Here is a 13,463-nt window from a genome sequence, read left to right on the forward strand (position 1 = left end):
GCGGTCCTCCGGGGCGCCGTCAGGGCAGCGCGATCTGCCTCGGCGTCAGGCTGTCGCTGGTCGTGCCATCGCCGAACTGGCCCCAAGCATTGCTGCCCCAGGCCCAGAGGGTGCCGTCGGACTTGATGCCGAAGACATGGTCGCCCTGGCCCAGCAGCTTGGTGTAGCCGGTGCCGAGCGGCTGCGGCGTGCTCGGGCTGGGGGTGGGGGTGGTGGTGCCATTGCCCAGCTGTCCCGCCGCATTGGCGCTCCAGCCCCAGGCGCTGCCGTCCTTCTTGAAGCCGAAGGCGATGTTCGGCGCGCCGCTGGCGGTCACTTCATCGCTCTGGACCGAGACGAAAGCCGGGTCCAGCGCCATCGGGCTGTAGAGGTGGCCGCTGCTGCCGATGAGGGCGGCAGCGCCGTTGCCCCAGGCCCAGAGATCGCCGCTGGTCTTGGCCGCGATGACCCGGTCACCGCCGACGATCGCGGCGGTGCGGAAGTCGGTGCCGACCTTCTGGGGGACGAGCGTGGCCGTGGCGGTGCCGTTGCCGAGGACGCCGGTCGCATTGCTGCCCCAGCTCCAGACGCTGCCGTCCAGCTTCAGCGCGACGGCGGAGCTGCCATTGCTCTGGACGCTGGCGAAGCCGGTGCCGATGGTCTTGGGTGTCAGGACGTTGGCGGTCGTGCCGTCGCCCAGGACGCCCGTGCTGTTGCCGCCCCAGGCCAGCAGGGTGCCGTCCTTCTTCAGCGCCAGGATGCCGGGCGCGGTGGCCGCGTGCGCGTAGCCGCCGGTGCAGACGATGCTGGCGTAGCCGGAGCCGATCACCTTCTCGTTCAAGACCGGGAAGATCGTGCCGTCGCCCAACTGGCCGCTGGCGTTGGCGCCTTTCACCCAGATCCGGCCGTCCTTCTTCAGCGAGACCGTGCTGCTGTCCGGCGCGGGCGTGCTGCAGACCTGCGTGCTGGTGTCCTTGACGAGGGTGGCGGTCCACTTGGCGAGCCGCGTGTTGTAGACAATCCTGGCCGTGCCCGCCACGCCGCTTTTCAGCAGCAGGCGGACCTGGCCGTCGCTGTTCGGCAGGAAGCGGGTGAGGGTGGCGTCCTTGAACAGGAAGGTCGGCACGCCGCGGGTGCTGGCGTTCCAGTACCAGACGCTGCCGTCGCCGCGCAGGGCGTAGACGGCTGCGTTCTTGCGGTCCTCGGCCACGGAGTTCTCGTAGACATCGAGCACCGTCCGGGCATCGACGACCCCCGCGACGGAAATCGCATGCTGCGCCAGCCGGGTGAGGCCGGTGGTGGGCAGGGTCGCGGGGCAGTTGCCGCCTACCGGCGCGCTGCGCTGCAGATAGCCGATCGCCTCGGCCTGCGTGGGCGAGCCGGTCAGCCCGATGGCGTACTGCTCGCCCTTGGTCGCCTTGACCGTGGCCGTGGTGACGAGCTGTCCACTCCGGTAGAGCTTCAGGCCCGCCGAGGCCGACAGGCACTGGCCGTTGTCGTCGCTGCCGGCGACATAGGCGGGCGACTTGCTCTCCGTGCTGACCGCGACGTTGGCCGTCTCGCTCTTGAAGCGGTCGATGACCATGTCGACGCCGCCGGAGGTGTCCACCCAGCGTGCCAGCGACTCGGCGGTGTAGAGCGTGGTGTTGTAGAAGCTGTTGAGGGTCAGGGCGAGCCGGTCGAAGTCGACGGCCTTGCCGGCGGCGCTGATCTGCGGCGCCAGCGGCGCGGCGAACTTCGGCGAGTTGTTGAGCAGGCCGTCATCGGCCAGGTCCTTCTCGAACTGGTTGATGAAGCGCGTGATGCCGCCGCCCGTCACGCCGATCTGCGTCACCACGGCCGACAGGGCGGTCAGGGCCTGGTCGGCGTTGCGGTTCTTGCTCAGGTCCAGCTCGCCGAAACTCGCGGGCTGGGGGCCGCCGGCCAGCAGTTCGGTGCTGTTGTAGATGGAAAACGCAGCCAGCACTTCGCGCTGCGCCTGGGCCCGTGCAGCCGCAAAGCCGAGCGGCGCCGCGGCCCGCGTCATCAGCGCCCGGATGCGGGCGTTGGACAGATCGGTCAGCAGGTTGACGTTGATGGTCCGGTCGACCGAGAGGTCGCTCATGCCCCGCAGCGTCACGGTGTCCGTGGAGACCTGGCCGGTGAGTTCGTCGAGGTAGTAGCCCGACGCCGTGGTCTCCAGCAGCCGCTGCTTGAAGACGGTGCCGGCTGGCTGGAAGTTTCCGAAGTCGTCGCGGATCTCGAAGTTGTAGCTCGTGCCGAGCGGCACCAGCGTGCTGGCGTTGAGTTCGTTGATGCTGACCGAGGAGCCCATCGTCAGCGGCCCCTTCTGCGCGACGCCGCTCTCGACCTGGTAGCCCGTGTCCGTCTGCGTGGCGGCCTCCCCGGCGCCGCCGCCACAGCCGCTGAGGGCCGCGCCCAGGGCGAGGGCCATGGACGCGCGCGCCGTGGGCCGAAGTCGGTGGCCTGGGTGAAGGGGACGGATGACGGGTTTCTGCACGATGGTCGCTCCCTGGCGGTCTGGAAATCAGAGGTCTGGGGCTATCTATCGGGGAAACCCATTCGATCTTGAGGAACGGGGGCCGCGCCAACCAGCCATGCGCACAGGCAGAGACAGGTCGCCACAATCCGCGTTTCCGGTGCATGCGTCCGACCTGCGGCATCATGGCGCACGCGTTGGCGTTAACGGCCAGCCGCCATCCATCGAAGACGGATTCCTGACATGAGCCTCCCCTTGAGTCCCGCCGCTGCCGCCGAGGCCGTGATCTGGGGCGGTCTGTTGATCGGCCTGGCGCTCGGGGCGGTGGCCCAGGCCACGCGCTTCTGCACCATGGGGGCCCTGGCCGACTGGTTCAGCTACGGCGGGACGGCACGGCTGACGATGTGGGCGCTGGCCGTGGCGGTGGCCGCCAGCGGGACCATGGGCCTGATCGGCGTCGGCTGGTTCGACCCCACACACACGGTGGCCTGGAGCGATCGATTCCTGTGGCTCTCCTACGCCGTCGGCGGCACCCTGTTCGGTGTCGGCATGGTGCTCGCCTCGGGCTGCCCGCAGCGCAATCTGGTGAAAGCCGGCGCGGGAAGCCTCAAGGCCTGGGTGACCCTGGTCGTCGCTGCCATCACCGCGCAGATGACGCTGCGCGGCGTGCTGGCAGCACCGCGGGTTGGCGTCCTCGATGCGGTCGGTGTCCAGCTGACCCATCCGCAGGACCTCGGCTCCATGCTGTCGCCCTACATCGGCGCCTCGCCGTCGGCCATGCGCTGGGCTGCGCTCGTGGGCCTGCTCGTGTTCGTCCTGGTGCTGGCGTGGCGCTCCAGGCGGACGATGGACCGCGGCCACTGGATCGGCGGTGTCGGCTTCGGCTTGCTGGTGTTGGCCGCCTGGGCGCTCACGGGCCTGGTCGGCTTCATCCCCGAGCACCCCGACACGCTCGAAACCACCTGGATGGGCACCTACTCCCACCGGCCGGAAGCGTTGACCTTCGCCGCCCCGATCGCGCATGGCCTCGATCTGCTGACGCTCTGGTCGGACAGCAACACCACGGTGAGCTTTGGCGTGGTGGTGGCGCTCGGTGTCCTGCTGGGCAGCGCGGTCGCCGCGGTGGTGCGCAAGGAGTTCCGCGTCGAGTCCTTCCACAACGCCGAGGACATGGGCAACCATCTGGCGGGTGCCGTGCTGATGGGGTTCGGGGGCGTGACCGCGATGGGGTGCTCCATTGGCCAGGGTGTCAGCGGCCTGTCGCTGCTGTCCGCCGGTTCCTGCATCGCCGTGGCCGGCATGGTGGCTGGTGCCTGGCTGGCCTTGCGCCTGCAGACCTGGCGGGTCGAACGCAGCGACGTCTGAACAGGCTGCCGTCCAACGCTTGCACGGCGGCAGTCGCCGTGGTGGCTGTTGCTTCAGGCCTGGGCGTCTTCGCCGATGAGGAGGCTCGTTCCGCTCGCGAAACGATAGGGCGGGATCTCGAGGTTGGTCGGCGCGGGCTTGTTCTTGAAGACGCGGCCCGCAGCGACAGCGGGTCGACGAGCTGGGCGTCGTGGCCTTCGAGCGCGGCCAGCATCGCGGGGGTGCGCCGCACGACCCAGACCGGCTTGCCGCGCCATTCGACGACCTTGGTCCCGCCCGGCGGGATGTCCGAGATGTCGACCGCGACCGGCCCGCCAGCCGCTTTGGCGCGCTCGCTCGGTTCGAAGCTCGAGACGAGCGGAAACGCCGTGGCCAGCGCCGCCACGCCACCGGCCACGCCGGTGGCAATGAGCCACTGGCGCTTTTCAGGATCGCTCGGTGTGGCGCTGAAGGCCGGGCAGGCGATGGGAAGGGTGGTGTTCATGGTCGGCTCCTTGCCGGGTGGGCATGCGGGATTTCAGTACAAGTTCCATGCCACAGCCTGCACATGGCGAAAGCCGTTGGCCGGCCGCATGAAGCCTGCCATTGCTGTCAATTCGGTCTGCCAAACGCACCCTAGTGGCAGAGTCCGGCAGTGCGGCGCCTGTCAGGCCAGCCCGAGCGCCTTCAGTCGCCGGTAGAGCGTGCGCTCGCTGAGGCCCAGCTGCCGGGCCATCTCCAGGCGTGTCAGCCGGCCTTCCCGGGCCAGCTGCCTCAGTTCGACATCGTCGTCCCGGTGCCGGGTTGGCGCGGCGGAACGGCCCGGATCGGCCGCGGGCGCGGAGGCAACATGGGGCCCGACATGGTCCGGCAGGTGCTCCGTCCGCACGATGCCGTCGTCGGCGAACAGCCGCGCCCGGTCGAGCACGTTGCGCAATTCGCGGATGTTGCCGGGCCAGTCGTGCGCCTGCAGCCGGGTGATGGCCGCGGGATCGATCGAGAGCCGGTGCCGGGTCGACGCGCCGCGCTGCAGGAAGGAGTCCACCAGCACCGGAATGTCGCTCACCCGCTCCCGCAGCGGCGGCAGGTGGATCGGGAAGGCGCTGATGCGGTAGTACAGGTCCTGGCGAAAGCGCCCGTCCGCCACCATCTGCTGCAAGGGCTTGTGTGTCGCCGCGACCAGCCTGAAATTGGCCTGCTGGGTCTCGATGCTGCCGACGCGGCGGAAGGTACCGGATTCGATCAGCCGCAGCAGCTTGACCTGCATCGGCAGGGGCACGTCCCCCATCTCGTCGAGGAACAGCGTGCCGCCGTCGGCGGTTTCGACCAGCCCTTTCTTGCGTGCGTTGGCGCCGGTGAAGGCGCCCTTTTCATAGCCGAACAATTCGCTCTCGAACAAGCTCTCGGTCAGGCCCGAGCAGTCCACCACGACAAACGGGCCGCTCGCCCGTTCGCTGGCCTCGTGCACGGCGCGCGCGAAGAGTTCCTTGCCGGTGCCCGACTCGCCCAGCAGCAGCACGGGCAGCATCGAAGGTGCCACGCGCTGCACCGCCGACAGCGCCGCGTTGAACGCCTCGGCCCGCCCCACCAACCCCTCGGCGCTCGGCCGTGCGGACGCACTGCGCACGGTGACCAGCCGCTCGACATAGGCCACCACGCTGCGCTCGGCATCGAGGATCGGCCGCAGTTCGACATCGACATGCTCCGGTCCGCGCGGCGTGTGGTGGATGTGCAGCACGCGGTCCGGTCCCTTCAGCTCGAAGGCCTTCTTCATCGGGCAATGCTCGCCCGCCTGGTCGCAGGGCACGTCGTAGTGGTGCGAGATGCGGAAGCACTTGTGGCCGATGTAGGGCTTGCCCGCGGTGCCGAACTGGCGCTGGTAGGCCGTGTTCGCCGCGAGGATGTTGTAGTCGGGGTCCAGCACGATCATCGGCTGGGCCTCGTGTTCCAGAAACGAGATCAGCGCCTGCACCTGTTCCGTCGAATCGAGGCTCCCGCGTCTGGCGAGGTCGGTCGGGGCGGGCGCGTGGTCGTCGGCGTGGGGTCTGGCGCTCGGCATCGTCGGCTTTCTCGGGTTTCGGGCGATTGTGCGGCCATCTGCCAAAGCTGCCAACGCGCTGGCCATTTCTGCCACGCATCTGCCATTCAACTGCCACGGCGGCAGTGCTGATGATGTTCGAACGTTTTGGCAGGCGCTTGATTTTCCAATATGTTGTTGCAAATCAATGCGTTAGGTGTACCTGCCGGTGTATGCGCTGATTGGCACGGATCTTGAGTCTGTAATGCCCGTGACGACCCTGTGCAGGCCACCATGAACACTCGCAGCAACATGCAGGTCGAAGGTTTCTTCGATCCCGCCACCCAGACCATCAGCTACCTCGTCTTCGACAGGAAGACGCGGGCGTGTGCGCTGATCGACAGCGTGCTCGACTACGACCCGAAATCCGGCCGCACCGCGCGCACCAGCGCCGACCGCCTGATTGCGCGGGTCCGTGAACTCGATGCCCGGGTCGACTGGATCCTCGAAACCCATGTCCACGCGGACCACCTCTCGGCAGCGCCCTACCTCAAGGAGACCCTCGGTGGGCAGCTGGGCATCGGTCAGCACATTGCGACCGTGCAGCGGGTGTTCGGCGCGCTCTTCAACGCCGGCGCCGACTTTGCGCAAGACGGTCGCCAGTTCGACCACCTGTTCGCCGACGAGGAGACCTTCCGCATCGGCAGCCTGACCGCCCGAGCGATGCACACCCCCGGGCACACCCCGGCCTGCATGACCTATGTGGTGAGCGATGGCGAGGGTGCGAACCAGGACATCGCGGCCTTCGTCGGCGACACGCTGTTCATGCCGGACTACGGCACGGCCCGCTGCGATTTCCCGGGCGGCGATGCCCGCACCCTGTTCCGCTCGATCAACAAGGTGCTCGGCCTGCCGCCGGAAACCGCGCTGTACATGTGCCACGACTACCAGCCCGGCGGGCGTGAGCTGCGCTTCGTCAGCACCGTGGCCGAGGAGCGCGAGCAGAACATCCACGTGCGCAATGGCATCAGCGAAGAGGAGTTCGTCGCGATGCGCAGTGCCCGCGACGCGACGCTCGGCATGCCCACGCTGCTGCTGCCGTCGGTGCAGGTCAACATGCGCGCCGGCCAGTTGCCCGAGCCGGAAGACAACGGTGTGCGCTACATCAAGATCCCGTTGAACGCGGTCTAGTCCGCGACGACTCCCCGCGATGCCCGGCCAGATCAGGACCGGGCATCGTGGTTTTCAGAGCCGCCAGAAACACCGGGGCCAGCAGCAAGGCGGCCAGGCATCGCCCCAAGGACGTAGCAGGAGACACCATGGACATCCAGTCACTGACCGCCGAACTGTCGGTCGCCCCCCAACTCCTCATCGCCGACCTGCGCGCAGTGGCCGAGGCCGGATTTCGCTCGGTCATCTGCAACCGGCCGGATGGCGAGGGTTCGGACCAGCCGCTCTTCAGCGAGATCGAACGCGCGGCCCAGGCGCAGGGTCTGCAGATCCGCTACCTGCCGGCGGAGTCCGGCAAGGTCACGGACCAGCAGGGGGCTGCGTTCGGCGCGCTGATGGCGGAGGTGCCGAAACCCGTGCTGGCCTACTGCCGCACGGGGATGCGCTCTACCACGATGTGGGCCTTGTCGCAGGCCGGGCAGCGGCCGCTGCCGCAGATCATCGAGCTGGCCTCGAAGGCCGGCTACGACCTCAAGGGCGTGGTGCGGCGCATCGTCAACGGAGGCAAGACCCCCGTCGAGGTGGCGGACGCGACCCACGAGGTGGTGATCATCGGCGGCGGTGCCGCGGGCATTGCCGTGGCCTCCAGCCTGCTGGCGCGCAGCCCGCAGCTCGACATCGCCATCATCGACCCCGCCGACATCCACTACTACCAGCCCGGCTGGACCATGGTCGGCGCGGGTGTGTTCGACGCCAAGACGACGGCCCGCACGATGGGGTCCGTGCTGCCCCGCGGCGTGCACTGGATCCAGTCGGCCGTGGCAGCCTTCGAGCCGGAGCGTGACGCCGTCATCCTCGATGGCTGCCGCGTGGTCAAGTACCAGCAGCTCATCGTCTGCCCGGGCCTGAAGCTCGACTGGCACGGCATCGAGGGCCTGCCCGAGACGCTGGGCCGCAACGGCGTGACCTCCAACTACCGCTACGACCTGGCGCCCTACACCTGGCAGCTCGTGCAGCAGCTGCGCCGCGGCAAGGCGCTCTTCACGCAGCCGCCCATGCCCATCAAGTGCGCGGGTGCGCCGCAGAAGGCCATGTACCTGTCGGCCGACCACTGGCGCCGGGCTGGCGTGCTCCAGGACGTCGACATCCAGTTCTGCAATGCCGGCCCGGTGCTCTTCGGCGTGGCGGACTATGTGCCGGCGCTGATGGAGTACGTGAAGGCCTATGGCATCGGCCTGAACTTCGGTCAGACGCTGGTCGCTGTCGACGGACCGGCCCGGAAAGCCACCTTCATGAAGGCCAATGCCGACGGCACGAAGGAGAAGATCACCCATGACTTCGACATGATCCACGTGGTGCCGCCGCAGAAGGCGCCCGACTTCATTCGCGTCAGCCCCCTGGCCGATGCGGCAGGCTGGATCGACATCGATCCGGGCACGCTGCGGCACAAGCAATTCGCGAACATCTTCGCGCTCGGCGATGCCGGGAACACCCCGAACGCCAAGACCGCCGCCGCTGCCCGCAAGCAGGCGCCGGTGGTGGCGCACAACCTGCTGGCCCTGCGCGGCGCGGTCCAGGGGGAGGCCCGGTACGACGGCTATGGCTCCTGCCCGCTGACGGTCGAGCGCGGCAAGATCGTGCTGGCGGAGTTCCTCTACGGCGGCAAGGTGGCCCCGAGCTTCCCGAAGTGGCTCATCGACGGGACTCGCCCGTCGGCGCTGGCCTGGTACCTCAAGGAGCGCGTGCTGCCGCCCCTGTACTGGCAGGCGATGCTCAAGGGCCGCGAGTGGATGGCCCAGCCCGAGATGACCAAATGAGCGGAGCCTTGACATGGACATGGACGTGACGCTGCTGTCGGCCGGCCTGGGCTCGGTGGTCGGACTGATTCTCGCGCTGACCGGCGCAGGGGGCGGCATCCTGGCCGTGCCGCTGCTCGTGTTCGGATTGCACCTGAGCATCATGCAGGCCGCACCGGTCGGGCTGATCGCCGTGGGGGCGGCTTCGGCGTTCGGCGCTGTGCTGGGCTTGCGCGAAGGGGTGGTGCGCTACCGCGCGGCCGCCGTGATCGGCTTCACCGGCATGGCGCTCGCGCCGGTCGGTGTGCGCCTGGCCAGCGTGATCCCCAACGCACCGCTGACGGTGGCGTTTTCCGCCGTGCTGGCGCTGGTGGCCGTGCGCATGTTCAAGCAGGCCCGGCGGATTCCGACCGGACAGACGGAGTCCATCCAGGAACAGTCCAGGCTGCCGTGCGTGCTGAACCCCGCCGAAGGCCGCCTGATCTGGACCATGCCGTGTGCCTGGGCGCTGGCCGGAACGGGCGCGGTCTCGGGCCTCCTCAGCGGACTGCTGGGCGTGGGTGGTGGCTTCGTCATCGTGCCCTCGCTCAACCGCTTCACCAACCTGCAGATGCGCAGCATCTTCGCCACCTCGCTGGCGGTGATCTCGCTGGTGTCCGTGGGGGGCGTCGCGGCCGCCGCCTGGCAAGGGTCGATCGCCTGGAACATCGCTGCGCCATTTGCTGCCGGTGCGATCGTCGCGCTGCTGCTGGGCCGGTTGATCGCGGCCCGCCTGGCCGGGGCGCGGCTTCAGCAGGCCTTCGCCGTGACCAGTGGCGCGGTGTCGCTGCTGCTCTTCGTGCGCGGGATGGGCTGGCTCACCCTGTAGCCGGCTGGCGCGGGGTGCGCCTGGCGGTGCTCAGACCGACCCGGATTGCCACGCCCGGATCTGGTCCAGCGTGGCCGTCGCCCCGCCGCAGACGATGACCAGCACCCGCTGAAACTCCGCCAGCGCGTCGCTGTGTTCCGCGTCGTACACCGCAGCCAGCGCCGCCCCACACGCCGGCTCCACCAGCACCCGGTGGTCGGCCAGGAACTGCTCGCAGGCGCGCAGCGCGCTCGCGTCCGACACCCGCAGGCTGCGCACCGGCCGCTCGCGCCACCACTGCACCGCCTGCTCGCACACCTGCCGCGCGCCCAGCGAAGTGGCCACGCTGTCGATGCGCTCCAGCGGCACCGGCCGGCCCGCCAGCGTGGCCGCATGGAAGGACGCGGCGCCCGCGGTCTCGACGGCCAGGATCGGCACGCCGTCCCACCCGTGGCGGCGCATCCCCTCGGCCACCCCGGACAGCAGCCCACCGCCGCCCACCGCCAGCACCACGACGTCCGGCACCAGCCCCGCGGCGGCCACCTCGTCGACCATCGACGCGTGGCCCTGCCAGAGCAGCGGGTCGTCGAAGGGGTGGAGCATGGCGTCGCGGTCCGGGTCGAGCAGGGACAGCGCGTGGGCGTGCGCCTCCTGCCACGAGGCGCCGTGGACGATGACCTCGGCGCCTTCGAGCCGTAGCAGGTCCAGCGCCCGCGCCGTCGTCGTCTGCGGCACCACGACCGTGACCGGCACCCCGAGCTGCCGCCCCGCAACCGCCACCGCCAGCCCGGCATTCCCGCCCGAGGACGAGACGAAGCGGCGTGCGCCCCGCGCCTGGTAGGTCTGGCAGGCCAGCCCGATGCCGCGCAGCTTGAACGAGCCGGAGGGCTGCAGCGCCTCCATCTTGAGCCACACGGCGCGGCCGGTGGCGAGGCTCAGCGGGCGGGATTCGAGGAGCGGGGTGGGGATGTGCAGCGGTGCGGACATGGTGTTGGCGGGTTGGCTGGCGAACGGACGGATTGTCCGCCCGTCAGGCTGCCCGCCGACTCACGCGGCGACCGCGCCCTGCCGCCGCACGCAGGCCGCGAGGCACTGGCGCGCATCGCCAGCGAAGGCCGGCGCCTCAACATCCAGCACCGGCTTGTGTACGAGGTCTTGCCAGAGGCGCGGACGGTGAAGGTGCTGCGGATGTGGGTGCACTGCGGATAGGGTTTGCACAGTGGTCGGTCAGGTAATGGATTTTTACATTACCATGTCTGGCGCCAATCAACAGGCGACGAGGACATCCCCATGACCACATTGACCGTGACCGCCCGAGGCCAAGTGACGTTCCGGAAAGACGTGCTGCAGCACCTCGGCATCCAGCCCGGCGACAAGATCGAGCTGGACTTGCTGCCGGACGGCCGAGGTGTTCTCCGGGCCGCGCAGCGCACGGGCACGATCAGCGGCTTCGTCGGCTTACTGGCCGGACGGACACAGAAGGTCGCCACCCTCGAAGAACTCAACGCCGCCACCGCGCAAGGCTGGGCGGGTGAGGAATGAGGCTCGCGGTGGACACCAATGTGCTGGTGCGGGCGGTCGTGCAGGACGACCCCGTGCAAGCCGGCATCGCCGCCAAGGTCTTGGCCGAGGCCGAGTTGATCGCGGTCGCGCTGCCCTGCCTTTGTGAATTCGTCTGGGTGCTGCGCAGGGTCTACGGCTTCCAGCCCGCTGACGCAGCCACCGCGATCCGCGCCTTGCTGGCCATCGCCAACGTGGAAGTGAACCGGCCCGCTGTCGAGGCAGGGCTGGCGGTGCTCGAAGCGGGCGGGGATTTCGCCGATGGCGTCATCGCCCATGAAGGTGCCTGGCTCGGCGGCGAGACCTTTGTTTCGTTCGACAGAAAAGCGGTGTCGCTGGTCAAGGCACAGGGACAGGCAGCACGCTTGTTGTGATGCGCCCCATGACCATCGACACCCTCGCCGCCGTCCTCCCGGCGACGCGGGAGGACATGGTCCAGCGTTACGCGCCGGACCTCTGAGCGGCCTGCCGCTCCCGCTCCTTGTCCTGCAACAAACGCCACATCACCTTCCCCGTCCCCGACTTGGGCAGCGCCTCGACAAACTCGACCAGCTTGGGTGCCTTGTACGCGGCCATGTGCTCGCGCGCCCAGTCGATGATGTCCTGCTCGGTGGTCTGTCCACGCGCCTCCTGCCGCAGCACGATGACGGCCTTGACCGTCTCGCCGCGGTAGGCGTCCTGCGTGCCGATGATGCAGGCCTCGGCCACCGCGGGGTGGCGGTACATCATCAGCTCCACCTCGGACGGCCAGACCTTGTAGCCGCTCGCGTTGATCATCCGCTTGAGCCGGTCGGTGATGAAGAAATAGCCCTCGTCGTCCATGCGCCCCAGGTCGCCGGTGCGGAAGAACTTCTGGCCCGGCACCGCAGGCAGTTCGATGAACGCGGCCTCGGTCGCCGACGGATGTTTCCAGTAGCCCTTGAACACCATCGGCCCGTTCGTCACGATCTCGCCGACCTCGCCCACGGGCAGCTCCTCGAAGGTGGTCGGGTCGATCACCCGCGCGTCCGTGCCGAACAGCGGCATGCCCAGACACTGCAGCTTGGCGCGCTCGGGCGGGTTGGCGTGGCTGGGCGCGGCGGTCTCGGTCAGGCCATAGCCCTCGGCGAAGGTCAGGCCGAACTCGGTCTGCAGCCGCTCGGCCACCGCCTGCGGCATCGCCGCCCCGCCGCCCGAGAGGTAACGCAGGCTCGACAGGTCGAAGCTCCGGTAGTTCGGGCTGGCGAACAGGTCGATGATCATGGTCGGGATGCAGGTCCAGTGGCTGATCCGGTGGTGCGAGATCAGCCGCCCGGCGAGGTCACGGTCCCAGCGCGGCAGGATCACCACCGTCGCGCCACACCACACCGGACTGAGCACGCCGTAGAGCATCCCCGTGATGTGGAAGAAGGGCACGACACCCAGGCTCACCGTCTCGGCGCTGGTGTAGCCCCACAGGCTGCCGCCGACGATGTTGCTCGTCAGCGTGCGGTGGGTGTGGATGCAGCCCTTGGGCAGGCCGGTGGTGCCGGAGGTGTAGGGCAGCAGCGCCATGTCGTCCGGGCCGGCGGTGTGCGCCGAGGGCGTCAGGCCGGCGGCGAGCGCCTCGGCCAGCGGCGTGCAGCCGGCGGGCAGGGCGGGCGCGGCGCGCAGCCACGCGTCCATCGACGGTGGGGGGGCCAGCGCCGGATTGGCGGTGGCCTCGTCGCCGAGGTAGTCGCCATAGCGTGTCACCACGATGGCGCGCAGGCGCTGCGCCTCGGGCAGCCGGGCATCGGCCTCGGCGACGATGGCGGCCAGGTCCGCGCTGGTGATGACGACCTTGGTGTCGGGGTCGGTGATGTAGTGGCCGAACTCGTCCACCCGGTTCATCGGGTTGACCGGCACGACCACCGCGTTCGCCCGCACCACGGCATAGAACGCGACGATGAACTGCGGGCAGTTCTGCAGGAAGAGCGCGACCCGGTCCCCCTTGCCGACGCCCTGCGCCTGCAGCCAGCCGGCCAGCGCCTCGGCCTGGCGGTGCAGTTCGCGGTAGGTGAGCGGCTGGCCGAAGAAGAGGTAGGCGGCGCGGTCGGGGTAACGCTGCGCGCTGGCTTCGAGGTTGAACCAGAGCGAAGTCTCCGGCAGCACGAGGTCCAGCGGCAGGCGCTTGGGCCAGTGCTTCAGGTGGGGGCGGTTGGCGGGGATGGGCATGGGGTACTCGCTGCACTGTTCGGATGTGGCGAAGGTATACGCCGGTCCCCGGGCGTATGGCATCGGGACGTCCCTGAGGAGCTGTCGCGGTCGGGA

11 protein-coding genes and 1 pseudogene are annotated in these 13,463 nt (G+C 69.2%); 7 read left to right on the forward strand and 5 right to left on the reverse strand.

The features are described from left to right. Positions 1–19: 19 nt before the first annotated feature. The gene (locus AABN02_RS04815) at positions 20–2,413 is read right to left on the reverse strand and encodes a hypothetical protein (RefSeq protein WP_338413780.1); all 2,394 of its coding nucleotides are present in this window, start codon (positions 2,411–2,413) and stop codon (positions 20–22) included. Between the two features lie 288 nt (positions 2,414–2,701). On the opposite strand from AABN02_RS04815, the gene AABN02_RS04820 reads away from it, so the two are divergent. Then, complete coding sequence (locus AABN02_RS04820; RefSeq protein ID WP_338413781.1) at positions 2,702–3,823, forward strand: YeeE/YedE family protein; 1,122 nt, start codon at positions 2,702–2,704, stop codon at positions 3,821–3,823. Positions 3,824–3,876: 53 nt separating this feature from the next. On the opposite strand, the pseudogene AABN02_RS04825 reads toward AABN02_RS04820, so the two are convergent. Then, a pseudogene (locus AABN02_RS04825) lies at positions 3,877–4,220 on the reverse strand (hypothetical protein). Here AABN02_RS04825 and AABN02_RS04830 point away from each other — a divergent pair. Next, positions 4,117–4,503 carry a hypothetical protein gene (locus tag AABN02_RS04830; RefSeq protein WP_338413848.1) on the forward strand — a complete coding sequence of 129 codons (387 nt, stop codon included), beginning with the start codon at positions 4,117–4,119 and terminating at the stop codon, positions 4,501–4,503. The pseudogene AABN02_RS04825 and the gene AABN02_RS04830 sit on opposite strands and share 104 nt — an antisense overlap. Here the strand turns inward: AABN02_RS04830 and AABN02_RS04835 are convergent. Beyond that, positions 4,470–5,861, reverse strand: a complete 1,392-nt coding sequence (locus AABN02_RS04835; protein WP_338413782.1) for a sigma 54-interacting transcriptional regulator — start codon at positions 5,859–5,861, stop codon at positions 4,470–4,472. The genes AABN02_RS04830 and AABN02_RS04835 overlap by 34 nt on opposite strands. Positions 5,862–6,113: 252 nt before the next feature. On the opposite strand from AABN02_RS04835, the gene AABN02_RS04840 reads away from it, so the two are divergent. From AABN02_RS04840 to AABN02_RS04850, 3 genes are all read left to right on the forward strand, one after another. Continuing rightward, entirely contained in the window at positions 6,114–7,010 is an 897-nt protein-coding gene (locus tag AABN02_RS04840; RefSeq protein ID WP_338413783.1) for an MBL fold metallo-hydrolase, read from the forward strand. Between the two features lie 128 nt (positions 7,011–7,138). Then, on the forward strand, positions 7,139–8,806 hold the full coding sequence (locus AABN02_RS04845; RefSeq protein WP_338413784.1) for a TIGR01244 family sulfur transferase: 1,668 nt from the start codon (positions 7,139–7,141) through the stop codon (positions 8,804–8,806). Between the two features lie 13 nt (positions 8,807–8,819). Next, positions 8,820–9,653, forward strand: a complete 834-nt coding sequence (locus tag AABN02_RS04850; RefSeq protein WP_338413785.1) for a sulfite exporter TauE/SafE family protein — start codon at positions 8,820–8,822, stop codon at positions 9,651–9,653. 30 nt (positions 9,654–9,683) lie between these two features. Here AABN02_RS04850 and AABN02_RS04855 read toward each other — a convergent pair whose 3' ends face one another. Next, positions 9,684–10,619 carry a pyridoxal-phosphate dependent enzyme gene (locus tag AABN02_RS04855; protein WP_338413786.1) on the reverse strand — a complete coding sequence of 312 codons (936 nt, stop codon included), beginning with the start codon at positions 10,617–10,619 and terminating at the stop codon, positions 9,684–9,686. A 303-nt stretch (positions 10,620–10,922) separates the two neighbouring features. Here AABN02_RS04855 and AABN02_RS04860 point away from each other — a divergent pair, with 303 nt between their 5' ends. Continuing rightward, the gene (locus AABN02_RS04860) at positions 10,923–11,174 is read left to right on the forward strand and encodes an AbrB/MazE/SpoVT family DNA-binding domain-containing protein (RefSeq protein WP_338413787.1); all 252 of its coding nucleotides are present in this window, start codon (positions 10,923–10,925) and stop codon (positions 11,172–11,174) included. Further along, complete coding sequence (locus tag AABN02_RS04865) at positions 11,171–11,566, forward strand: type II toxin-antitoxin system VapC family toxin (RefSeq protein WP_338413788.1); 396 nt, start codon at positions 11,171–11,173, stop codon at positions 11,564–11,566. The genes AABN02_RS04860 and AABN02_RS04865 overlap by 4 nt, the downstream gene beginning before the upstream one ends. Positions 11,567–11,633: 67 nt before the next feature. Here AABN02_RS04865 and AABN02_RS04870 read toward each other — a convergent pair whose 3' ends face one another. After that, complete coding sequence (locus AABN02_RS04870) at positions 11,634–13,367, reverse strand: long-chain fatty acid--CoA ligase (protein ID WP_338413789.1); 1,734 nt, start codon at positions 13,365–13,367, stop codon at positions 11,634–11,636. Between the last annotated feature and the right edge of the window lie 96 nt (positions 13,368–13,463).

The sequence above is a fragment of the uncultured Sphaerotilus sp. genome (assembly GCF_963924895.1).
Lineage (GTDB): Bacteria > Pseudomonadota > Gammaproteobacteria > Burkholderiales > Burkholderiaceae_C > Sphaerotilus.